Here is a 22,722-nt window from a genome sequence, read left to right as displayed (position 1 = left end):
GAGAAGAACCCATGAACGGTCTTTACCGCCCGCGCGACGGCCGGATGATCGCGGGCGTCTGCGCCGGCCTCGCCCGCCGGTTCGGCATGACGCCCGGGATGGTCCGCCTGCTCTTCGTCCTCTCGTGCCTGCTTCCGGGCCCGCAGTTCGTCGTCTACCTGGTCCTGTGGGTGATGATGCCCGACGAGGACCGGCACACGGCGGGCGTCCGCTAGCTCCAAGATCATCGATAGTGCTCGACCGGGCACCCGCATGGGTGTTAGATCGGGGCACCACCATCGGACCCCTTCCGCCGTCCGGTCGCCCGGGCGGGGAACGCCGGAAGGGGCCCGTCCCTCCGTGGGAAGGGGAGGAGCCAGGTGCCTGAGGAGGCCGCCGCCGCGCGCGAGGCGGAGTACGCGGCCCGGCTGCTGGGGTTCCTGCGCGACCTGGCGCGGGCCCGGCGGCGCCCGTCCCGCGACCTCGCCGGCCACGACCACGTCGAGTGGCTGGCCGACCTGCCCGGCGACGTCTACGTGGAGGCGGACGCCGGGCCCGGCGACGTCCTGTTCAGCATCCCGGTCATCCCGCTCACGCCGCCCGTCGTGCTGGAGGAGTTCGACGGCTGGCTCGCGCTCCGCAACTGGTACCGGGTCCTGCGGGAGCTCGCCGGGCAGGAGGTCGTGCTCGCGACCGGCCTGCTGTCGTGGCGCCCCGCCGTCCACGACCACCTGCTGAGCACGCCCGTCCGCATCGTCGTGGACGAGCGCACCGAGCGCGTCGACGTCGTCCTCACCGGGCACACGACCCTGCGCGACCGGGAGCTGCTCGCCGGGCATCCCGGGTTCCGGCCCGCCGGCTGGATCGCCGACGCCGTCCAGGCCGGGCAGGGCTTCGGGCTGAACCCGTCCGTCGGCGACGTCCTGCGCAAATGGGCCCAGACGGCGCTTACCGGCCCCGCCGAGTACCGGGAGGACTGGACGCCCGGCACCGACGGCGGGCCGCCCGCCCCGCGCATCCGGCTCGCGCCCGCGCTCGTCGTCCGGCCGCCGGGCCGCGACGCCGTCGCCGACCACCACGCCCGGCTGCTCAGCCTGCTGCCCCGGCGCGTGCCGGACGGGCTGGCGCGGCTGGTGTCGCCCGGCCGCAGACCGCAGGTCATGCACATCCCGGAGCGGACGCCGCAGACCGTCCCCGACCTGCTCGCCGGGATGCTGGCGCGCGGCCACCGGGTGCTCGTCGCCACGTCCGGGCCCGGCGCGTCCACCGCGCTGCGCGCCGCCCTCCCGCCCGGACTCGCCGAGCTCACCGCGACCGACGCGGCCACCGGCGCGCAGGTGCGGGACGCGGTCCGCGCCGCCCGGCCCGACGCCGCCGCCCCGGCCGAGCGCGAGAAGGCCGCCGCGCGGCGCGTCACCGAACTCGCCGAGCGGCTGGACGGCGAGTCCGCCGCGCCCGCGCCCGACCGCCGCGACGAGGACCCCGAGCTGTCGTGGCTGCCCGTCCGGCCCGACCTGCCGCCGACCCCGCCGATCTCCCGGTCCGAGGCGGCGGAGCTGGTCGTCCTGCTCGCCGAGGAGAGCCCCGAGCGCAAGGCCCGCACCGCGCAGCGCGACGTCGACCCGGGCGCGCTGCCCAGCGCCGCCTACGTGCGCACGCTGATCGAGGCGGAGCAGGCCGCCGCCGAGCGCGCCGAGCGCGCCCGCACGGACCTGTCGCAGCGCCTCCGCGACAGCGACGTCACCCTCCTCGCCCGCCTCGACGGCGACGCGTCCATCGTCGCCGCCGCGCTCCGCGACCTCGGCCTGGACGGCCACCCCGGCGGCTGGAACCCCGCCGACCTCGCCGTCCGCGCGTTCAGCGACGCGCTCGCCGAGCGCCGCCCGCTCATCTGGGCCCGCGTCGTGGAGATGACGGACCGCGCCCAGTGGGCCGAGCGCGCCCTCGCCGGGCTCGGCCGCCACCGCGTCGAGCTGCCCGCCGACGCCGACCTGCGCGGCCTCGCCGCAGCCGCGCAGGACCTGCGCGGCTACCTCGCCGGCGGCGGCACCCTCAAGCGCGGGCCCCTGCGCTCCGCGGCCCAGCGCCAGGCCGAGACGCTCCTCGCCACCGTCACCGTGGACGGCGCCGCGCCCACCACGGCCGAGCTGCTCCACCTCGTCCACACCGACCTCATGGTGCGGATCACCTGCCGCGAGCTCCAGTACGTCTGGGAGGCCGCGGGCATCTCCTTCCCCGCCGACCTCCCGCCCGCCGAGCGCATCGCCCGGTTCGTCCGCGCCCACGCCCGCCTCGCCCGCGTCCGGGACGCCATGCCCGCCGTCGACTCGACGCGCACGCTCCTCGACCGGCACGGCTTCGGCGTGTCCATCAACCACCCGGCGCAGTGGCACGCCTACGCCACCGCCCTCCGCAACGCCCTCGAAGGGCTCGGCGTCAACCGCGCCACCGCCGACCTCGACGCCCTCCGCGACTCGATCGGCCCCCCGCACGCCGACGATCCCCCCGAGCTGGGCGCCGCCATCGCCGCGATCGAGGCCCGCGACGCCGCCGCCTACGGCCGCGCCCTCGGCGCTCTCGCCGAGGCCCGCCACGAGCGCTCCCTGCAGATCCGCTGCACCGAGCTCCTCGACCGCGTCCGCGCCGTCCACCCCGACCTCGCCAACCTCATGATCGCCACCGACGGCGACGAGGCCTGGCACGACCGCACCCGCCGCTGGGACGACGCCTGGGCCTGGGCCCGCCGCGCCGCCGCCACCCCGCCGCCCGCCCGCACCGAACTGGCCGCCGCCGAAGAGGAACTCGCCGAGGCCCGCGCCGCCCTCACCACCGCCCAGGCGTGGACGGCCGCCGCCGACCTCGCCGACGTCCCCGCCTGGATCCTCCCGCTCTGGCGCATCCCGGACGTCCTGCCGCCCGAACCCGACTCGTTCGACGCCGTCATCGTGGACGGCGAGCACGAGGCCGGCGCCGAGGCCCTGTTCCTCCTCTGGCTGGCACCCCGCGCCATCCTCGTCGGCCCCGCCGGTGCCGACCTCCCGCCCCCCGAGGGCCCCCTCCCCGCCACCCGCCTCCCACCCCACCTGCACGAGGCGATCACCCCGACGACCACCCTTTTCACCGCCCTGACCGCCCCCCGCGACGAGACGGAGCAGGAACCGCCCCGGGCGAAGACCCCGCCCCGCCGCCTGGACGCCCCGTCCCTGCCCTCACGCGAAGCGAACGAGCCCGGCGCCCGCCGCGTCCCGCCCCGCCGCCTGGACGCTCCGCGCCCGAACCCACCCGAGGCCGCCCCACCCCGACGCCCCCCGACAGGCCCCCCTCCCCGACGCCCGGACACGACGCCCGAGCCCCCGGAACCGGAGCGCCGTCCCCCTGCAACGCCGAATATCCCCGCCCTGTGGGGCACCCCCGGCCCCCACCCGCCCCCGAAGCCCCAGCACCCCCCAGCCCCGCACCCGAAGGAAACCCCGCGCGAGCACGAGGCCCCACGCGTCCAGAACCCCCCACGCCTGCAGGAAGCCCCACGCCAGCCCGAGCCACAGCCTCCTGCGGAGCCACGGCGCCCGGCCGGACCACCGCGCCGACCGGTTCCGCCACGATCACTGGAGCGGCAGGCCCCGCAGGAGCCCCCGCGCCCACAGGAGCCCCCACGCCCGCAGGATGCTCCGCGACCTCCGGCTGAGACGCGGCCTTCGATGGAGTCGCAGCGTCCCCCGGGGCCGCCTCCGCGCCGACCGGTTCCCCCGCGTTCGCTGGAGAGGCAGCGCCCGCTGGACGACCCGCAGGGCCCGCCGATGCCGCCTCGCGCGCCGGACTCGCCTCGTCGGCGCGGGGTGCCGCGTCCGCCGGAGGTGCAGGGACCCCCAGACGTGCCGCGGCCGCCGGAGTCGCGGCGTCGGCCCATGCCGCCGCGCCGGTTGGACTCGCCGCTTCGGTCCGGGGCGCCGCATCCTCCGGAGGAGCAGGGACCGCCCGTGCCGCCTCCCTCTCCGAGTTCGCCGCGTCCGGCGGACGAGACGCAGCCCGTGGACGTGCCGCCGCAGCGGGACGGCTCCGGGGAGCACGCGAAGGTGCGGCGCGGGCAGTCGATCGTGAGTTACAAGCGGCCCGAGCTGGTCGAGATCGTCGGGCGGATCGCCGAGCGGGAGCCGGACCTCAGCGATGACCAGCTCGTCGAGCTGGTCGCGCGGCTCCTCGCCTGCCCCGAGGATGAGGCGCTCCTCGTCGGCGCGCGGCTCCGCTACGCCGTGGAGACCTACCGGCAGCAGGCGGAGGACTGACCTCTGATGGTCGGCGAACTCGTGCGGTCTCTCCAGGAGAAGGCGGCGCGCGGCCAGCCGGCGGAGCGGGTCGAGGACGCCGGCGGATGGCTGCTGCGGCTCGCCCCCGAAGGCTCGTGGTGGGTGGGGGCGGCGCTTCCGCATGGCGCGGCCGGGCCGGGCGAGATGGAACGCAGGGTCGTCGCGGCGGAGGAGTTCTATGCCGCCCATGGCGCGGTGCCGCGATTCCAGCTCACTCCTGGGGTGTGCCCTGAGGGGCTCGACGACCTTCTCGAACGGCGGGGTTATCGGCGGCACAGCCCCGTGTCATTGCGCGCCGCGAGCACCGCACGCGTCCGCGAACTCGAAAGCACGCTGAATGCCAGAGTGGACGAGCGTCCGACGCGCGCGTGGTATGCCGCCTGGCAGGCGGTGAACGGCGAGTCCGCCGCCGAGTGGGAGATGCTGGCCCGCGTGGACCTGCCGTCCGCCTACGTGTCCGCGCTGATCGGAGACGATGTCGTCGCGGTCGGCCGGGCGGTGCTCGATTCCGGGTGGGCGGGCGTTTTCAGCATGGCGACGCTTCCCGAGGCGCGCGGGAAAGGCGCCGCCCGGAATGTGTTGTCCGCGCTGGCCGGCTGGGCGGACGCGAACGATGCCGACCGCATGTACCTCCAGGTCGAACGCGGGAATGCGGCGGCGTCGCGGCTCTACGCGCGGGCGGGCTTCACCGAAATGCGCACCTACCACTACCGGAGCGCCGGGCGGCGGTAAAGGGTGTGCGAAGTGTCGGTGGCGACCGGCAGAATCGCCCGCATGGTGACCGGAGAACTGGTCCAGGTGTGGCGGGACGTCATTCTGGGCGACGAGAAGTCGTGGGTCCTGTTCGAGCACGGCACGTGCGTGATCCTGATGGAGCCCGAGGACGATCTGAGCGCCCAGGCGGTGGCACTGCTGCGCGAGTACGGGCCCGTTCACGGGGGCACCCCGGCCGGTGACTTCGGGACGATCGACCTCGACGCGGCCCCCGGATGGGCCGTGTACGGGCACCACGGCGACATCCTCACCTATGTCGCTCCGGACGAGGTCGAGGAAGCCGCGGACGATCTGGTCGTGGGCCTGTTCGGGCGGAGCAAACGCGATCAGGACGCCCGGGAACTCTCCGTGCTCCATGTCGAGGACAAGCGCGCTCGGTGAATTCGGGTACTGATGTCAGCGGATGTCTGTACAAATGTCATGTGACGGAATGGGACGAGGAGGCGCTGGCGCGGTTGCGGGCCGCCGCCCATCGGGGCGACGGCGACACCTCGGTCCTCCGGGGGCGTCCGCTCGATCCGGTGCTCCAGTACGCGGGTGACGTGCTGCTCGCCGCGCTGTCCCGGGACGGCGGCGACGGCGCGCTCGCCCGCGCCTGCCTGGACGGCCTGCGAACGCGCGGCCTGCCGGGCGACGCCGAGCTGGCCGCCGAACTCGCCGCCGCGCTCGACGGCGCCCCGCCCGCCGAACCGCTCGGCCCGCTGCCGGTCGACCTCGGCGCCGTCGCGGCGGCCCTCGACGACGGCGGCCACCTGCTCGACCTGGAGCGCGGCGACGTCCTGCCGGAGGACGAGGCGTCCCCGGCGGACCCGTGGCGCTGGCTGCCGATCCCGCCGGGCGCCCTGCCCGAAGGCGAGGACGCCCGGCGGGGCGCGGCGCGCGCCTGGCTCGCCGAGCAGGGCTACCGGCCCGTCCCGCGCACCCTCTAGGAACCGGGGCGCACCAGCGGGAACGGGATCGTCTCCCGGATGCTGCGGCCCGTGAGGGTGATCAGCAGCCGGTCGATGCCCATGCCCATGCCGCCGGCGGGCGGCATCGCGTACTCCAGGGCGCGCAGGAAGTCCTCGTCGAGCTCCATGGCCTCCGGGTCGCCGCCCGCCGCCTGCAGCGACTGCTCGGTGAGCCGCTTGCGCTGCAGGATCGGGTCGATCAGCTCGGAGTAGGCGGTGCCCAGCTCCAGGCCGAAGACGATCAGGTCCCACTTCTCGGCGAGCCGCGGGTCGGCGCGGTGCGGGCGGGTCAGCGGGGACGTCTCGGCCGGGTAGTCGCGGACGAACGTCGGCGCCGTCAGCTGCTCCTCGACGAGCTCCTCGAACAGCTCCTGGACGACCTTCCCCTGCCCCCACTGCGGGTCGGCGTTCAGCCCGTGCCGCTCGGCGAAGCCGCGGACCACGTCCGCGGGCGTCCCCGGGGTGACCTCCTCACCGAGGGCCTTCGACACCGACTCGTAGACGGTGATCTCGTGCCAGGGCTCGGCGAGGTCGTACTCGACGCCGTCCCGGACGACGACGGTGGTACCGAGGGCGGCGCGGGCCGCGTCCACGACGAGGGAGCGGGTCAGCTCCGCCATCGTGTCGTAGTCGCCGTACGGCTCGTACGCCTCCAGCATTGTGAACTCGGGGTTGTGCTTCTGCGACACGCCCTCGTTGCGGAAGTTGCGGTTCAGCTCGAAGACGCGCCCGACCCCGCCGACCAGCAGCCGCTTCAGGTACAGCTCGGGCGCGATCCGCAGGTAGAGCTGCATGTTGTAGGCGTTGATGCGGGTCGTGAACGGCCGCGCGGCGGCGCCGCCGTGGACGGGCTGGAGCATCGGCGTCTCGACCTCGAGGTAGCCGCGGTCGCGCAGCCCCTCGCGGACGGCGGCGATGGCGTCGCCGCGCATCCGCAGCATCCGGCGGGACTCGTCGTTCACGATGAAGTCGACGTACCGCTGCCGGACGCGGGCCTCGGGGTCCGACAGCCCGGAGCTCTTGTTCGGCAGCGGGCGCAGGCACTTCGCGGCGAGCGTCCAGGACGCGGCGAGCACCGACAGCTCCCCGCGCCGCGACGTGACGACCTCGCCGCGCACCCCGACCTGGTCGCCGAGGTCGATGAGCGTCTTCCAGTGGCGCAGCGACTCCTCGCCGAGCGCGTCGGCGGTCAGCATGACCTGCAGGTCGGCGGTCTCGTCCCGCAGCGTGACGAAGATCAGCCGGCCGTGCTCGCGGGCGAGCACGACCCGTCCCGCGATGGCGACCTCGGTGCCGGTGCGCGTGTCGGGGGCGAGGCCGGGGAAGCGGTCGCGGATCCCGGCGGCGAAGTCGGTGCGCTCGCAGCCGAGCGCGTACGGCTCCATCCCGGCGGCGCGGATCTGGTCGAGCTTGGCGTGCCGCACCCGCTCCTGCTCCGACAGCCGCCGCTGCGGGGCGCGGGCCGCGTCCGCCGCCTCCTCGATCTCGTGGATCTTGTCGACGAGGTCGGTGGACGGGACCATCGCGGCGGCCCGGTCGAGCTTCGGCCGGTTGAAGCTCGGCAGGAACCCCTCGGCGCGCGCGTAGGCGAGGCCGAGCCGGACGAGGTGGCGGCTCTGCGTGTAGCAGATGAAGCGGGGCCGCCAGTGCGGCATGTACTTGGCGTTCGACAGGTACAGCGATTCGAGCTGCCAGAACTTCGACGCGAACGACAGGAACTTGTAGTAGAGGCGCGCGACGGGCCCGGCGCCGATCTGGGAGCCGCGCTCGAACGCCGAGCGCAGCATCGCGAAGTTGAGCGACAGCTGCTGCGCGCCGATCGCGGCGGCCTTCTCGGCGAGCTTGGCGACCATGTACTCGTTGAGGCCGTTCTCGGCGAGCCGGTCGCGGCGCATCAGGTCGAGCGACAGCCCGGCCCGCCCCCACGGGACGAAGCTGAGCAGGCCGCGCAGCTCCCCGTGCGCGTCGAACGCCTCGACCATGACGCAGCGCCCGTCGGTGGGGTCGCCGAGCCGGCCGAGCGCCATGGAGAAGCCGCGCTCGGTCTCCTCGCCGCGCCAGGCGTCGGCGCTGCGGATGAGCTTGGCCATCTCCCAGCCGGGGATCTGCGCGTGCCGCCGGATCCGGACCGTGTACCCGGCCCGCTCGACGCGCCGGACGGCCTGCCGCACCTGCCGCATCTCGCGCCCGTCGAGGTTGAAGTCGGTGAGGTCGATGATGGCCTCGTCGCCGAGCTCCAGCGCGTCGAACCCGTGCCGCTTGTAGATGTGGGCGGCGCGCTCGCCGACGCTGACGGCGCCGGGGATCCACGCGTGCGCGCGGCACTCCTCCAGCCACGCCTCGATGGCCTGGTCCCAGGACTCGGGGTCGCCGAGGGGGTCGCCGCTGGCGAGGGAGACCGAACCCTCGACCCGGTAGGCGATGGCCGCCTTACCGTTCGGCGCGACCATGACGTCCTTGTCGCGGCGCAGCGCGAAGTAGCCGAGCGAGTCCTGGTCGCCGTACTCGGCGAGCAGCGCGCGCGCCGACAGCTCCTCGCCGGGGGACAGGACGGGGTCGCGCCGCCCCGGTTTGAACAGCGCCCAGAACGTGACGATCAGCAGCCCGGTACCGAGGCTCCACAGGATCGCGTCGACCCAGAACGGCACGGCGACGTCGATCGGCTTGCCGGTGACGCGCGGCCCGAGGACGGTCTGCGCGATCGCGTAGAGCGGATGCGTCCACAGGTCGCCGCTGCGGTTGCCGTCGGTCACGGTGACGAGGAACGTGCCGATCCCGCAGGTCACGATCAGGAGGCTGGTGAAGACGATGGTCGCGAGCCGCCGGTTGGCACGGTCCGGGAGGGTGGTGAACTCGCCGCGCGCGGAGATCAGCAGGCCGAGCACGGCCAGGTACACGGCGGCCGTGACGATCAGCCCGACGGGGGTGGGCCGCTCCGGGTTGAACAGCGTGGTCAGCACGGCGGTGACGCCGAGCGCCGTGGGCAGGCAGAAGATCAGCAGGAGGATCCGCCAGGCGGCCTTCTTGCGCCGCCGGACGCCCATCGACAGCAGGATCCACAGCAGCCCGACGGGGACGCTGGGGAACCAGCCGAGGTAGCCGATCCAGCGCAGCGCCCAGATATCGGCTATCTCGAGGATGAGACCATAGGAGACCCACGCGAGCAGCGACAGGATCCCGGAGAGTCGGGTGTACCAGAAGAAGATCGTGGGTGCGGCCTGGATGAGGCGCTCCCACTCGCCCCGCAGGCCGCCCGTGCCCGTGCCCGGCGGCTCCTTCTCCGTCATGCCCCCCCGGTCCCCGCGTGGTTCGGCTCTGTTCTTTTTACCGGGTGTCACGTCCATCACGCTTTCGTCCGCGGCGGGGGCCCGTCCGGCGGCGAACCTCGGGATGGTGCCGGACGTCGTACGGATAGGGGGATGTGGCTTGCAAGCTCGGTCCAAGGTTGTCAGCAAAAGTCGATATGGTCGCGGATATGCCAAATGAACCCACCGGTGAGCGGTTGCTCGCCCGCCGCTACCGCCTGGTGACCCAGGTCGGCCGAGGCGGCATGGGGACGGTCTGGCAGGCGCACGATGAGGTCCTCGGTCGTGACGTTGCGGTGAAGGAGGTCATCCTCCCGCATGGTCTCACCGATGAGGAACGCGCCGTGCACCACAAGCGCACGTTCCGTGAGGCCCGCACCGCCGCGCGGCTCGGCCACCCCGGCGTTGTGACGGTCTACGACGTCGTCGAGGAGGACGACCGGCCGTGGATCATCATGGAGCTGATCAAGGCCCGCTCGCTGGACCAGGTGATCAAGCAGGACGGTCCGCTGGAGCCGCGCCGCGCCGCCGAGATCGGCCGGCAGATGCTCGCCGCGCTGCACGCCGCGCACGGCGCCGGGGTCCTGCACCGCGACGTCAAGCCGAGCAACGTGCTGATCACCGGGACCGGCCGGATGGGCGAGCGCGCGGTGCTCACCGACTTCGGCATCGCGACCGCCGCCGGGGACGCCACGCTCACCCAGACGGGCCTGGTGATGGGCTCGCCCGCCTACATCGCGCCCGAGCGCGCGCGGGGCCGCGTCGCCGGCCCGGCGTCCGACCTGTGGTCGCTCGGCGTCACGCTGTACGCGATGGTGCACGGCCGGTCGCCGTTCGAGCGGCCCGAGCCGATGGCCGCGCTGGTCGCGGTGATCTCCGAGGAGCCCGACCCGCCGGAGAAGGGCGGCCGGCTCGTCCCGGTCATCGAGGGGCTGCTGCGCAAGAACCCCGACCAGCGGATGGACGCGATCGAGGCCGGCGCGCTGCTGGACGACATCGTCCGCCAGGAGACGGTCGACACGCAGCGCACCATGGCCGTCGAGTTCTCCATGGACGACCTCGCCGACCCGCAGGGCACCGTCCAGGACTCCGCCTACCGGTCGCGGCCGTACGCGGAGGCGTACGCCGAGCCGTACCCGGAGACGTACGCGCCCGACCAGCCGCTCCCCGAGGAACTGGAGGAGCAGGGCGGCCCGGAGGCCCCCGAGCCGGCCCCGCAGGCTCCATCGGCCCCGGCCGCTCCGTCCGCACGGTCCGCGTCGTCACCGCGGGCTCCGGCGTCCGAGAACGCCCAGGAGGCGCGGCCGGACCAGCTGACCAGCCTCGACCTCCCCGCCGAAGTGACCCGCGCGGCGAAGCGGGGCGGCCGGGGGAGCGAGGCGACCCGGGCGAGCGCCGGCGACCCGGCCGAGACCGCGCCCGACCCCGACCGGGTCAGGTCATGGCGGTCCGGGCCGCGCACCGAGCCCGCCGGCGCCGTCCGCTCCGACACGGTCCCCTCCGAGCAGGACCCGCCCGGCCCGGCCACGCACTTCCCGCCGACGACGCACCACCCGTCCGCACGGCCCGCGCTGGCCGCCAACCGGAACGTGCTGATCGTCGCCGCCATCGTGCTGGTCATCATCGTGGTCATCGCGAGCATCGCCCTCGCCAGCAGCGGCGACGACGACAAGGGGGACCGCAAGGAGGGCGCCGCCACGCCGTCCGGCGGCCCGGCGCCGTCGACGCTCGCCACGGCCGGGGCGTCGAGCGCGTCGTCCACCGCCTCGGCGAGCGCGTCGCCGGGCGGGCTGCCCGCCGGGTTCCGCCTGCACAAGGACCGCACCGGCTACGCGGTCCCCGTCCCGAAGGGGTACACCGGTCCCGAGCGCAAGCAGGGCGGCGACTTCTTCTACTCGCCCGACCGCAAGGTCTACATCCAGATCGGCCAGACCGACGATCCGGGCGAGAGCGCGATCGGCGACTGGCGGCGGCAGGAGCGCGGCGGTGCCGGGTTCCCCGGCTACAAGAGGATCAAGATCGCTCCGACCGGCGACCACCCGCCCGTCCGCGACACCGGCGACGGCGACGACTCCGCCGACTGGGAGTTCACCTACAGCGGCGACGGGGGCCGGGTGCACATCCTCAACCGCGGGTTCGTGGCGAACGGCCACGGCTACGCGATCCTGCTGCGCGCGCCGGAGGCCGCCTGGGACAAGGTCTTCCAGGAGATGCAGCCGGTCTACGCGCACTTCAAGCCCGCGGACGACTGATGGGCGGCCGTCTCCTCGCCGGACGGTACCGGCTCGAATCCGTGGTCGGGCGCGGCGGCATGGGCACCGTGTGGCGCGCCCGCGACGAGACCCTCGACCGCGAGGTCGCGGTCAAGGAGGTCGTGCTGCCCGCCGGGCTGAGCGACGAGGAGCGGGAGAACCGGCACCGCCGGACGCTCCGCGAGGCCCGCGCGTCGGCGCGGCTGAACCATCCGGGCGTCGTGACCGTACACGACGTCGTGGACGAGGACGCCCGGCCGTGGATCGTCATGGAGCTGGTCGAGGCCCGCTCGCTCCAGGAGATCGTGGACGAGGACGGGCCGCTGCCGCCCGGCCGGGTCGCGGAGATCGGCCGGCAGGTCGCGGGCGCGCTGCGCGCCGCGCACGCGATCGGCATCCTGCACCGCGACGTCAAGCCCGCGAACGTGCTGGTCGCCGGGGACGACCGGGCCGTCCTCACCGACTTCGGCATCGCCCAGCTCGCGGGTGACGCCACCCTCACCGGCACCGGGCTGATCATGGGGTCGCCCGCCTACATGTCGCCGGAGCGGGTGAACGGCGATCCGGCGATCCCCGCGTCCGACCTGTGGGCGCTCGGCGCCACCCTCTACACGGCGACGGAGGGCCGGGCCCCGCACCACCGCTCCGACGCGATGGCGGTCCTCGCCGCGGTGATGACGCAGGACGTCCCGCCGCCGCGGAACGCGGGCCCGCTCGCGCCCGTCCTCACCGCGCTGCTGGAGCGCGACCCGGTGCGGCGGCTGAGCGGCGACCGGGCCGAGGAGGCGCTCAAGGCGGTCGCGGCGGGCCGCGCCGCCGAACCGGCCATGACGCACGCGGCGACCATGCAGCAGCCCGTCCCGGTCCCGCCCCCCGTGCCCGCCCCGGCCCTGGACGTGACCGCGCCGTTCCCACCCGGCACCGACCAGCAGGGCGTGGGCCGGCAGGGGACGGGCTTTCAGGGGGCGGGCTTTCAGGGGGCGGGCTTTCAGGGGGCGACGACCGGATCCGTGCCCGTCCCGCCGCCGGTGGCGCCCGCGCCGGTACCGCCCGCCCCGCCGCGCAAGCGGTCGTCGCTTGTGCCGCTCCTCGGCGGCCTCGCCGCGGCGGCGGTGATCATCTCGGTCGCCGGGGTCGTGTTCTGGGCGAACCGCCCCTCGTCCGGCGGCGGCTCGCAGGACCTCACGACGAACCCGCCCGCCGCCGCCGGGAGCACGCCGTCCGCCACGCAGGACTCCCAGACCAGCACGTCCCCGTCGCACCCCGCGACCAGCCCGGCGGCCCTCCCGCCGGGGCTCGTCCGGACGGGCGGCAGCGGCTTCACGATCGGCATCCCGCGCGGATGGGTGCGCACGGTGCGGGGCAACAGCGTCGTCTGGACCGACCCCGCGTCCACCGCCTACATCCAGGTCGACCAGACGATCTGGACCGGGGACCCCTACGAGCACTGGGTCGTCTGGGAGCGGGAGGCCATCGCGGACGGCAAGCTGCAGAACTTCCGGCGGGTCGGGCCGATCACCCGGACGACCGTCGCGGGGCACCCCGCCGCCGACATCGAGTTCACCTGGACCCGGAGCGCGGGCCTCACCCGCGCCCGCGACCGGGGCGTGATCGTCGGGGGCCGGCCGTACGCCGTGGTGGTGGCGGTTCCCGCGTCCCAGTGGAACGGCAGAGAGCAGCTCGTGAAGAATGTGCTCGACACGTTCCGTCCCTCCGGGGTGGGATGACCGACGGGGGGACCCTTCCGACATGGCACAGGCACGTCTGCTCGGGAACCGCTACCGGCTGGACTCGGTGGTCGGCCGCGGCGGCATGGGCACCGTGTGGCGCGCCTTCGACGTCATGCTGGACCGCGAGGTCGCGGTCAAGGAGGTCGTGTTCCCGCCCGGCCTGACCGAGGACGAGCGCGCCGTCCTGTACGAGCGGACGTTCCGGGAGGCGCGGGCGTCGGCGCGGCTCAACCACTCCGGCGTCGTGACCGTCCACGACGTGGTGCAGGAGGGCGACCGGCCCTGGATCGTCATGGAGCTGGTGTCCGCGCCGTCGCTCCAGGACGTCATCGAGCGCGGCCCGCTGGACCCGCGCCGCGTCGCCGAGATCGGCCTGCAGATGCTCGGCGCGCTCCGGCACGCCCACGAGAAGGGCATCCTGCACCGTGACGTGAAGCCCAGCAACGTGCTGATCACCCAGTCCGGCCGGGTGGTGCTCACCGACTTCGGCATCGCGCAGATGGAGGGCGACGCGACGCTCACCCAGACCGGCCTGGTCATGGGGTCGCCCGCCTACATCCCGCCGGAGCGGGCGCAGGGCGAGCGCGCGGTGCCCGCGTCGGACCTGTGGGCGCTCGGCGCGACCCTGTACGCGGCGGTCGAGGGCCGCTCGCCCTATGAGCGGTCGGACGCGATGTCGTCGCTGCAGGCCGTGCTGACCGAGCCGGTCCCGATAGCGCGGAACGCGGGCCCGCTCGCCCGGGTGCTGGACGGGCTGCTGGCGCGCCAGCCGGTGCACCGGATGACCGCGGCGCAGGCGCAGCCGCTGCTCGCCCAGGTCGCGGCGATGCCGGCGCCGTCTCGCCCCGGCCCTCCGCCCCGGCCGCCCCATCCGTCCCAACCGTCTCGTCCCGTGGGGTCGGCCGCGCAGCCGCCGAGCGCGACGGTGATGGACGAGCCGTCCGCGCGGCGCCTTCCGCCGGCCCGCCGGGACGACGCGGCCGAGACCGTCCTCGACCCGGCCGGGTACAGCGACCCGGTGACCCGGCTCGATCCGCCCGAGCCCGAGCCGGTGACCCGCCGCGACCCCGGCCCCGCCGGTTCCGGAAGCCCTGCCGGCACCGGAGGCTCCGGCGGGGCGGGGGAGCGCGACGCCCAGACCCTGCTGGAGACCGAGTGGGCGCCGCCGCCGTCCAGGTCGGGCACCCGGTCCGGGCCGGGTGGCCCGCCGCAGACGCCGCCGCCGTGGGAGCAGCCGCAGCAGTACGCGAACTGGCAGCAGCCGCAGCCTCCGCCGCGCATGGCCGCGGGCGGTGAGCGCCACAAGACGGTGCTGGTCGTCACGCTCGCGGTGATCCTCGTCGTGGCGGCGGTGCTGCTCGGCGCGTTCATCCTGCGCGGCAAGCTGCGCTCGAACGCTCAGCCGGAGGCGATGCCGAGCCCGGTGATCTGCGCGCCGTTCGCGGTGACCGACGGCTGCTCGGACACCACGTCCGTCATCACCATGTAGGGGAGCGTCAGCGGCGGCGGGCTCTCCGGGGTGAAGGTCAGCGGGATCCCGAGCAGCTTGGACGACATCTTCGTCGTGTACATGACGACGTCGCCCGAGAGCGTGAGCTCGGGGGTGCGCGTCCGCGCCGCGGCCCGGCCGCCGGACGCCGTCTGGTCGACGTTCTTCAGGACGGCCTTGGACATGCTGAACTTCAGCGCCTTCACCGCCCCGCCCGCCGACGGCAGCGACGCGACGCCGTCGTAGCTGAGCCCCGACATCGTGAGTGAGCTGGCCCGCAGGGTCGACGCACCGGTGTAGATCCGCGTCCCGGAACCGGCGGCCGGCTTGGCGGCGGACTGCCCGTCCTTCGCCTGGCAGGCCGGATCCTTGCTCGACTGCAACTTCTTCAGGAGAGCACGGAGCTGGTCCTGGGAGAGCCCGGTGCCGTTCGCGGGGACGTCCGGGCAGGCCGCCGCCTTGGTGCTCTCAGACGGGGCAGTCGAAGGAGCGGCCGACGGAGCGGCGGTCGGGGAGGGCTCGGCGGTCGGGGCGGTGCTGGGAGCGGCCGTCGGGGCGGGCGTCGCCGTGGGCGCCGGGGTGGCCCACGGCCAGAGGGGCGTGGGCCAGGGCGCGAGCAGCGGCATGCCCAGCATGGCGGGAAGCGCGATGGCGGTCAGCCGCCCGCCGTGCCGGGCCGTCCTCCGGGGAGCCTGGGCCGCGGGAGCGGCCGGAGACCAGGCGAAGCCGAGGGCGCCGCCGACCAGGCCGAGCAGCAGGCCGACGAAGAACCCGCCGAAGTTGGACGTGAGGAACGACGCCAGCGACAGCAGCACGGCGAGGACGCCGTAGAAGCTGCGCTGAGCGGGCTGGAGCCACAGCAGCAGCCCGGCCGTGACGAGCAGCGCGCCGATCAGCCAGCTCGCCACCCCGGCCATGCCCTGATGGACGACGAGCGGCATCGGCGCGAGCGGGATCGCGATCAGTTCCAGGCCGCCGAGGACGGCGAACACGCCGCCCCAGAAGGGGCGTGTCCGCCGCCAGCGGCGGAATCCACGGGGTCCGGCGGAGTCCATGGCGCTCAGAAGCACTCGCGGCCGAGCTTCATGCTGAGGTTGTTCAGCTTGAAGGTTCCGGCGGTGGTGGCCCACGCGACCTGCTTGACGTTGCGCAGCTCGATGCTGGACGCCTGCTGGCCGAACATGCCCGCGGGCCCCTGGGCACCGTTCGGGCCCTTGTCCAGGGTGCCGGCGTCGCGGCCGATCTCGATGTCGGAGAACGTGGCGTCGGCGTCGAGCTGCTCGACGTCCAGGATCAGGTCGGACGCCTCGACGGGCTTGGATCCCGTCCCGGCGGTCAGCCGCAGGGTGAACGGGCCGACCTTGACCGACTGGCACATGTTGCGGATCTGCGCGGACTTGATCCCGGAGATCTGCACCGGGTGCTGCTTGCCGTCCTTGCCGGTGTCGACCCCGCCGTACTGGACGAAGCCCTGGCCGCTGAGGGAGTCGGCGCTGACCTTGAAGCTGCCGCCGGAGACGGCGAAGGAGGAGGCGACCGCGCCCTCCGCGGTCATGAAGGCGAGGGCGCCCGCGCCGATCGCGGCGGGGACGGCGAGGGCGGCGAACCGCTTCCAGCGGACGCGGCCGACCGGGGCCGCGGCGGGGGCGCCGGACGGGCCGGCGGGGGCGCCGGACGGGTCGGGGGAATCGGTCATGGGGGTTGCTCCTGGGGGTCTCGGCGGGCCGGGCGGAGCCCCGGCGGCACCGGTCGATCTCGTGACGGTGAGTGCAAGTTACTACCAAGTACTTACTTGCGGCAAACGGTGGCGGACTGCTCGAAGGTAAAGAATCGGGGCATTTACCTGCGGGATCTCTTGAACTCGATGTCAATAAGGGCCGGTGAGGATCAATCTCTATCAGCTACCAAGAGTGATCGTCACGGGCCATAGATCCCCGGTGTCGCGGGACGGAGGTCCTGAACCAGACCGCGGCGGGCGGGCTTCCCGGAGGGGTCAGCTCCCCGCCGAGAAGGCGTCCACGGCGAGGCGCAGCTCGCGCACGTGCCGTTCGAGATCGTCGACCGGCCCGGCACCGGCCGCCCGCACCCGGACGAGGTCGCCCTCCACCTTGGCGAGCCGCTCGTCCAGGGCCGCCAGCAGCCGGTCGCAGCCCGCGAGGGCGTCGGCGTCGTCGCCGCCGAGCGTGCTGCGCAGCAGCCGCGCCTGCTGCTTCAGCTCCAGGTTGCGGCGGTGCAGGTCGACGAAGACCGACACCTTCGCGCGCAGCAGCCACGGGTCGAACGGCTTGGTCAGGTAGTCGACGGCGCCGGTCGCGTAGCCCCGGTACGCCTGCTCGCCGGCGTCGCCGCCCGCGGTCAGGAAGATGATCGGGATGTCGCGGGTGCGGGGCCGGGACTTGATGTGCTCGGCCGTCTCGAAGCCGTCCATCTCCGGCATCACGACGTCGAGCAGGATGAGCGCGAAGTCGTCGTTGAGGAGTTCCTTCAGGGCCGCGTGCCCGGACGTGACGGGCACGACCTCCACCGGCAGGGCGTCGAGCACGGCCGCGAGGGCGGTCAGGTTCTCCTCGCGGTCGTCGACGGCCAGGATCCTGGTGTCGTGCGGCACTGGACTCCTCAACGTCGGTGGCGGCCTGTGCCGTCCAGCCTGTCATGCTCCCGCCGACGGCAACAGTGAATCGATGCAGAGTAAATTTCTAGGGCAGCCAGCCGGGTTTGACCAACCCCGACTCGTAGGCGAACACCACCAGCTGCGCGCGGTCGCGCGCGCCGAGCTTCACCATCGTGCGGCTGACGTGCGTCTTCGCGGTCGCCGGGCTCACCACGAGCCGGGCCGCGATCTCCTCGTTCGACAGGCCCTCCCCGACCAGCGCCATGACCTCCCGCTCGCGGTCGGTCAGGGCGTTCAGCCGCGGCGAGGGCGCGGGCTCCTTGGCCCGCGCGGCGAACTCGGCGATCAGCCGCCGGGTCACGCTCGGCGACAGCAGCGCGTCACCGGCCGCGACGGCCCGCACGGCGTGGATCAGCTCCACCGGCTCGGTGTCCTTCACGAGGAACCCGCTGGCGCCGCCGCGCAGCGCCTCGAACACGTACTCGTCCAACTCGAACGTGGTCAAGATCACGATCTTGACGCCGTCGAGCCGCTCGTCGGCGGCGATCCGGCGGGTCGCCTCCAGCCCGTCCAGGCCCGGCATGCGGATGTCCATCAGGATGACGTCGGGCCGCAGCCGGCGCGCCCCGGCGACCGCCTCCTCGCCGTCGCTCGCCTCGCCGACCACCTCGATGCCCGGCTGCGCGTCCAGCAGCGCGCGGAACCCGGCCCGGACGAGCACCTGGTCGTCGGCCAGCATCACCTTGATCACCGCGAACTCCCTCCGGCCCCGCCGTCGCCGCCGTCCACGCCGTCCCCGCCCGCGTCGCCCTCGGGCAGGGGAAGCTCGGCCCGCACCCGGAACCCGCCGCCCGGCCGCGGCCCCGCGTCGAACGTCCCGCCGAGCGCGGCGGCGCGCTCGCGCATCCCGCGCAGGCCGCTGCCGCCCGGCCGGTCGTCCAGCAGGGGCGCGCCCCGCCCGTCGTCCTCGACCCGGACCTCGATCCCGTGTTCACGGTAGGCGATCAGGACCCGCGCCGTCACCGGCCCGGGACCGGCGTGCCGGGTCACGTTCGTCAGCGCCTCCTGGACGATCCGGAACGCGGCGAGGTCGGTGTTCGCGTGCAGGGGCCGCCGGTCCCCGGTGATCTCGGCGTCGACGGCGAGCCCGGCCGACCGCGCCCGGTCGAGCAGGTCGTCCAGCCGGTCCAGCCCGGCGGCCGGGGCGCGCGGCGCGGTCTCGCCCTCCGACCGCAGCGCGCCGATCACGCCGCGCATCTCGGTGAGCGCCTCCTTGCTCGCGTCCTTGATCGCGGCGAGCGCCGTCCGCGCCTGCTCGGGGTTCTGGTCGATGAGGTGCAGCGCCACCCCCGCCTGCACGTTGATCATCGAGATGTTGTGCGCCAGGACGTCGTGCAGCTCGCGGGCCATCCGCAGCCGCTCCTCGCTGGCCTGGCGGCGCTCCTCCTCGGCCCGGGTCCGCGCGGTCTCGGCGGCGCGCTGCGCCCGCATCCGGATGAGCTCGCCGCCGATCAGCACGACCAGCGCCCAGCCGACGACGAAGCTCGACCCGGCGAGGGTCGGCTCCTCCACCGGGAACGGCCCGTCCTGCCCCCGCTCGCCCGCGGGGACCCCGATCAGCGCGGTGAGGGTGAAGAACGCGGCGAGCCCGATGCCCGCCCCGGCCCAGGTCAGCAGCCGGTGCCCGGCGGTGATCGCGGCGATCATCGCGACGGCCAGCGCGAGCGGCGCCGGGCCGTAGGTGTAGGCGCGCAGGAAGTACAGCGCCGTCACGGCCGAGACCGCGCACACCGTGAACACCGGGTGGCGGCGCCGCAGCAGCAGGAGCGCCGGGCCGCCGAGCAGCAGCGCGAAGCCGAGCGCGTCGAGGTCGGTGCGGCCCGGTTCGGACGCCCCGCCGCCGTGCTCCCACGGCGGGCCGCCGGGCCCTTCGCCGCCGGACGGGCCGCCGCTCTGCGCCCCGAGCGACCCGACGATCTGGAGGAAGGCCACCAGGACCGGGACCACCCAGACCGGCCAGGTGCCGGGGAGGGGCCAGCCGGTGCGGCCGTGCCCGTGCGGCGGTGAGGTGCTCATGCCTGCACGGTAAGTCATCGGGGCCGCGCGCCACGTCGGCCCCGGGGAGTGCGCGTCCGTACTCCTCCGGAGGTAGCCGGGCCGGCCGGGCGCCGCCGGGAGGCTCAGTCGTTCCAGCGGACGGGCAGATGGACGAAGCCGTGCCGGGCGCTGGACCGCAGCGGCACCGGCTCGCCCGCGGGCCGGGGCGCCCCGGGGCGTTCGAGCAGCGCCACGAGCATGGCGCGCAGGTGGACCCGCGCCAGCCGCGCGCCCAGGCAGGCGCGGTGTCCGAACCCGAAGCACAGGTGCGGCCGCGCGGCCTGGACGAACCGGTCCGGGGCGAACCGCCCGGGGTCGGGGAACGTCTCGCCGTCGTGGTTGGCGGAGACGAGCCACAGCGCCACGTTCTCGCCGGGCAGCAGCGGCACGCCGCCGACCGTCGTGGCGCGCAGGACCGTCCGCCAGACCTGGAGCACCGGCGTCCACCAGCGCAGCATCTCCTCGACGGCGCTGTCGATCAGCGCGTCGTCGTCCTGCCGCTCCCGCAGCCGGGCGTATTCGCCGGGGTGGCGCAGCAGCGCGTACAGGCCCCCGGCGAGGGTGTTGCGCAGCGTCTCGGGCAGTTCAGGCACGACCTCGCCGACGAAGTCGACCGCCTCTCCGGACGGGATGCGGGCGAGCATGTCGCGCGCGGGCGGGTCCATGTCGATGTGCGCCGCGCCGTGGGCCTCGCCGCCGGTCACGGGTCCGTGCAGCGGCCCGCCCATCTGCGGAGCGAAGACCTCGGGGTGCGTGAGGGCGTGGCGGACGTCGGAGTAGCGGAGCACGGCCCAGGCGCCGGGCTGCCCGGCGGTGCGCTCGTCGAGCCAGGCGACCGGCGTCCGCGCCCGGAGCCGTTCGAGCCGGTCGTGCGGGACCCCGCAGGCGTGGGCGTCCGCGCGGCCGGGGGGACGGGCGGTGGAGATCGCCGGCGCGCCGCGCCGTTGCGGCATGGGTACCTCCTCTCCGAGGCAGACGCTAACGCGTCCCGGCCGAACCCTGAAGGGCCGGATTCGGCCGTCCCCGGAGCCCGGCGGGTCCCATGCGCGGGCCGCGGTCACGGCGGCGCCCGGTGGATCAGCCCGCGAGCCACTCCCCGGTCTCCACGCTGACCAGCCCGTGCCGGGCCGCCTCGATCACCGCCTCCCGCTGCGAGTGGACGCCCAGCTTGGACAGCACGCTCTGCACGTGGCTGCGCGCGGTGCTGCGGGTGACCCCCATGGCCTTGGCCAGCGCCTGCGTGGACTCGCCCCGGGCCAGCCGCGTCAGCACCTCCCGCTCGCGCGGGGTGAGGAACCGCGCGACCTTCTGCGCGCGGGTGCTCGGGCGGGCGCCGCCGCGCAGCGCCGCCTGGTCGATCACGACCTCGCCGTCCGCGACGCGGCGCAGCACCGCGAGGATGTCGCCGGCCTGCTGGCCCTTGTGCGCGAACCCCCGCACCCCCACCGCGACGCCCTCGTCCAGCACCGGCTGCTCCAGGAAGCCGGTCAGCACGACGAAGCTGGTCCGCGGGGACGCGGCGCGCAGCCGCGGCATCCAGTCGAGCGCGGTGCCGGACGGGAACTGCAGGTCGATCAGGCAGGCGTCGGGCTGCCGGGAGCGGAGAACCGGCAGCGCGTCGGCGGGGGAGTAGACGACCCCGACGACGCTGTGCCCGGCGTCCGCGAGCACGAGCGACAGCGACTCGGCGAAGACCGCGTGGTCGTCGCAGATGAGCATTCTCATGGGTGCGGCCGCCAGTCGTCGGCGAACGCGTCGTCGCCGATGCCGCGCGGCCCGGCCGGGTCGGGCGGCGGCGCCGCCGGCAGCAGCATCCGGACCCGCGCCCCGCCCATCTCGCAGGTGCGGATCTCCAGGCTGCCGCCGTAGCCGGAGATGAGGTCGTGGACGATGCCGAGCCCGAGCGAGGCCAGGCCGGGCCGGCCCCGCCCGCGGCCCGCGCGGCCGGGGCGCCCGGCCGGGGCGGCGCCGAAGCCGGGGCCGTCGTCGTCGACCTGGATGACGATCCACCCCTGGTCGGCCTCCACGCGCACGTCGACGCGGCCCGCCGCGACGCGGCACGCGTTGTCGAGGACGTTGCGGATCGCGCGCCACAGGGCGACCGGGTCCATGTGGGCCCAGGTCTCGGCGCCGGTGAAGCACACCTCGTGCCGGGTCGCGAGCCGCATGCCGGTGACGACCTCGGCGGTCAGCTCGTCGACCCGGAGCCGCTCGGGGCCGGGCAGCGGGCGGCCGTCCGGGCCCTCCGCGCCGCCGGTGTCGTCCTCGTCGAGCCGGCGGAGCAGGTGGTCGAGCCAGCGGGTCTCGCCGAGCAGCTGCTCGATGCGGGCCCGGCTGGTGTCGCCGACGTCCTCCGCGACGACGACGGCCGAGGCCAGCATGATGATGGTGCCCAGCTCGTGCCGGATGTCGTGGCGGAGCCGGCGCCGCCACAGCACCTGCTCGCCCCGCCCGGCCGGGTGGCCGCCGTCGTGCGCGCCCGCGAGCGTCCCCGTCCCCGCGTACGTCCCCGCGTGCGCGCCCGCGCCCGCGGGGCCGGCGGGGGAGCCCGCCGGGGAGGACCGCGCTCGTCCGTTGTCCATGAAAGTCCCCCGTCCGCTATTCCAGCACCCCATAGACGGTCACCCGGCCTCCCGGCGCATGTCCAGTCAATTGGCCGCAACAGACCGCTGCCTGTCCAGAAGTGGACATGTGCCCCACCGGGGCAAACTCATTGCTTTGTCGGAACGTCCCAGTAAGGTTTGTCAGTTCGGCCGGTGACTTTTCTTTCATACCGGTGGCGTAGCCGCTTTGCGCATTCCGGTGGGTGCGCCGGCGGCCCCGCGGCGGGACAGTCGGACCATGCCTACGGTCACATTTCTCGGACATGCGGGGATCGCGCTGGACGCGGAGGCGTTCCGCCTGCTCGCGGACCCGTGGCTCGCTCCAACGGGGGCCTTTCTCGGAGCCTGGCACCAGTATCCGAGAAACGATCATCTGAATCCGGACGCGGTGCTCGACGCCGACTGGGTCGCGGTGTCGCACGAGCATCTAGATCATTTCGACCCGTGGGTCATCGCCCGCCTTCCCGTGCGGACCCGGATCCTCATTCCGCGTTATCCCGGACCCGCCTTCCGGGAACGCATGGCGGCGGCCGCGGGTGGCCGCCAGGTAATCGAGATCGAACCCTGGGGGAAATACCCGCTGGACAATCGCGGGTCCTGGATCACGGCGATTCCGGAACTGTCACCT

The 22,722-nt window shown here is 74.5% G+C and carries 17 protein-coding genes and 1 pseudogene; 9 read left to right on the top strand and 9 right to left on the bottom strand.

The genetic code is table 11. The features are described from left to right. Positions 1-11: 11 nt before the first annotated feature. The 5 genes from CHF16_RS13800 to CHF16_RS13780 all read left to right on the top strand — a co-directional run bounded on the left by CHF16_RS13800 (position 12) and on the right by CHF16_RS13780 (position 5,986). Positions 12-215 (top strand): PspC domain-containing protein, encoded by a 204-nt coding sequence (locus tag CHF16_RS13800; protein WP_089326411.1) that lies wholly within the window; start codon positions 12-14, stop codon positions 213-215. 144 nt (positions 216-359) lie between these two features. After that, complete coding sequence (locus CHF16_RS13795; protein WP_089326410.1) at positions 360-4,262, top strand: DEAD/DEAH box helicase family protein; 3,903 nt, start codon at positions 360-362, stop codon at positions 4,260-4,262. Positions 4,263-4,268: 6 nt separating this feature from the next. After that, positions 4,269-5,015 (top strand): GNAT family N-acetyltransferase, encoded by a 747-nt coding sequence (locus tag CHF16_RS13790; protein ID WP_089326409.1) that lies wholly within the window; start codon positions 4,269-4,271, stop codon positions 5,013-5,015. Between the two features lie 42 nt (positions 5,016-5,057). Beyond that, positions 5,058-5,438, top strand: a complete 381-nt coding sequence (locus tag CHF16_RS13785) for a hypothetical protein (RefSeq protein WP_089326408.1) — start codon at positions 5,058-5,060, stop codon at positions 5,436-5,438. 41 nt (positions 5,439-5,479) lie between these two features. Next, positions 5,480-5,986, top strand: coding sequence for a polysaccharide deacetylase family protein (locus CHF16_RS13780; protein ID WP_089326407.1), 507 nt, complete (start codon positions 5,480-5,482; stop codon positions 5,984-5,986). Here CHF16_RS13780 and lysX read toward each other — a convergent pair. After that, the gene (gene lysX / locus CHF16_RS13775; protein WP_089326406.1) at positions 5,983-9,294 is read right to left on the bottom strand and encodes a bifunctional lysylphosphatidylglycerol synthetase/lysine--tRNA ligase LysX; all 3,312 of its coding nucleotides are present in this window, start codon (positions 9,292-9,294) and stop codon (positions 5,983-5,985) included. The two genes, CHF16_RS13780 and lysX, sit on opposite strands and share 4 nt — an antisense overlap. A 188-nt stretch (positions 9,295-9,482) precedes the next feature. Between lysX and CHF16_RS41345 the strand changes: the two genes are divergently transcribed. From CHF16_RS41345 to CHF16_RS13760, 3 genes are read left to right on the top strand one after another with little or no spacing between them, the layout of a single operon-like run. Beyond that, on the top strand, positions 9,483-11,564 hold the full coding sequence (locus CHF16_RS41345; protein ID WP_245868459.1) for a serine/threonine-protein kinase: 2,082 nt from the start codon (positions 9,483-9,485) through the stop codon (positions 11,562-11,564). Further along, entirely contained in the window at positions 11,564-13,291 is a 1,728-nt protein-coding gene (locus tag CHF16_RS41340) for a serine/threonine-protein kinase (RefSeq protein WP_089326405.1), read from the top strand. The genes CHF16_RS41345 and CHF16_RS41340 overlap by 1 nt, the downstream gene beginning before the upstream one ends. A gap of 22 nt (positions 13,292-13,313) precedes the next feature. Continuing rightward, positions 13,314-14,783: a serine/threonine-protein kinase gene (locus CHF16_RS13760; RefSeq protein ID WP_089326404.1), complete on the top strand. Its 1,470-nt coding sequence runs from the start codon at positions 13,314-13,316 to the stop codon at positions 14,781-14,783. Here the strand turns inward: CHF16_RS13760 and CHF16_RS13755 are convergent. The 8 genes from CHF16_RS13755 to CHF16_RS13720 form a co-directional block, all read right to left on the bottom strand. Further along, a complete protein-coding gene (locus CHF16_RS13755) occupies positions 14,693-15,838 on the bottom strand; it encodes a DUF6114 domain-containing protein (protein WP_143227969.1) in 1,146 nt (381 codons plus the stop codon). The two genes, CHF16_RS13760 and CHF16_RS13755, sit on opposite strands and share 91 nt — an antisense overlap. 5 nt (positions 15,839-15,843) lie before the next feature. Continuing rightward, a complete protein-coding gene (locus tag CHF16_RS13750) occupies positions 15,844-16,479 on the bottom strand; it encodes a DUF6230 family protein (protein ID WP_218826663.1) in 636 nt (211 codons plus the stop codon). Positions 16,480-16,776: 297 nt separating this feature from the next. After that, positions 16,777-17,391 (bottom strand): response regulator, encoded by a 615-nt coding sequence (locus CHF16_RS13745; RefSeq protein ID WP_089326402.1) that lies wholly within the window; start codon positions 17,389-17,391, stop codon positions 16,777-16,779. An 88-nt stretch (positions 17,392-17,479) separates the two neighbouring features. Further along, complete coding sequence (locus tag CHF16_RS13740; protein ID WP_089326401.1) at positions 17,480-18,145, bottom strand: response regulator; 666 nt, start codon at positions 18,143-18,145, stop codon at positions 17,480-17,482. Further along, a complete protein-coding gene (locus tag CHF16_RS13735; RefSeq protein ID WP_089326400.1) occupies positions 18,142-19,470 on the bottom strand; it encodes a sensor histidine kinase in 1,329 nt (442 codons plus the stop codon). The genes CHF16_RS13740 and CHF16_RS13735 overlap by 4 nt, the downstream gene beginning before the upstream one ends. 104 nt (positions 19,471-19,574) lie before the next feature. Then, positions 19,575-20,444 (bottom strand): cytochrome P450, encoded by an 870-nt coding sequence (locus CHF16_RS13730; protein WP_089326399.1) that lies wholly within the window; start codon positions 20,442-20,444, stop codon positions 19,575-19,577. Between the two features lie 124 nt (positions 20,445-20,568). Next, a complete protein-coding gene (locus tag CHF16_RS13725; protein ID WP_089326398.1) occupies positions 20,569-21,216 on the bottom strand; it encodes a response regulator in 648 nt (215 codons plus the stop codon). Then, positions 21,213-22,073: a sensor histidine kinase gene (locus CHF16_RS13720; RefSeq protein WP_179271523.1), complete on the bottom strand. Its 861-nt coding sequence runs from the start codon at positions 22,071-22,073 to the stop codon at positions 21,213-21,215. The genes CHF16_RS13725 and CHF16_RS13720 overlap by 4 nt, the downstream gene beginning before the upstream one ends. Before the next feature lie 259 nt (positions 22,074-22,332). Between CHF16_RS13720 and CHF16_RS42165 the strand changes: the two are divergent. Further along, positions 22,333-22,707, top strand: a pseudogene (locus tag CHF16_RS42165) (MBL fold metallo-hydrolase); the annotation flags it as partial. Positions 22,708-22,722 lie beyond the last annotated feature (15 nt).

Origin of the sequence: Actinomadura meyerae (assembly GCF_900188445.1) — a bacterium.
Taxonomy (GTDB): domain Bacteria; phylum Actinomycetota; class Actinomycetes; order Streptosporangiales; family Streptosporangiaceae; genus Spirillospora; species Spirillospora meyerae.
This window is presented reverse-complemented; position numbering and strand designations above follow the sequence as displayed.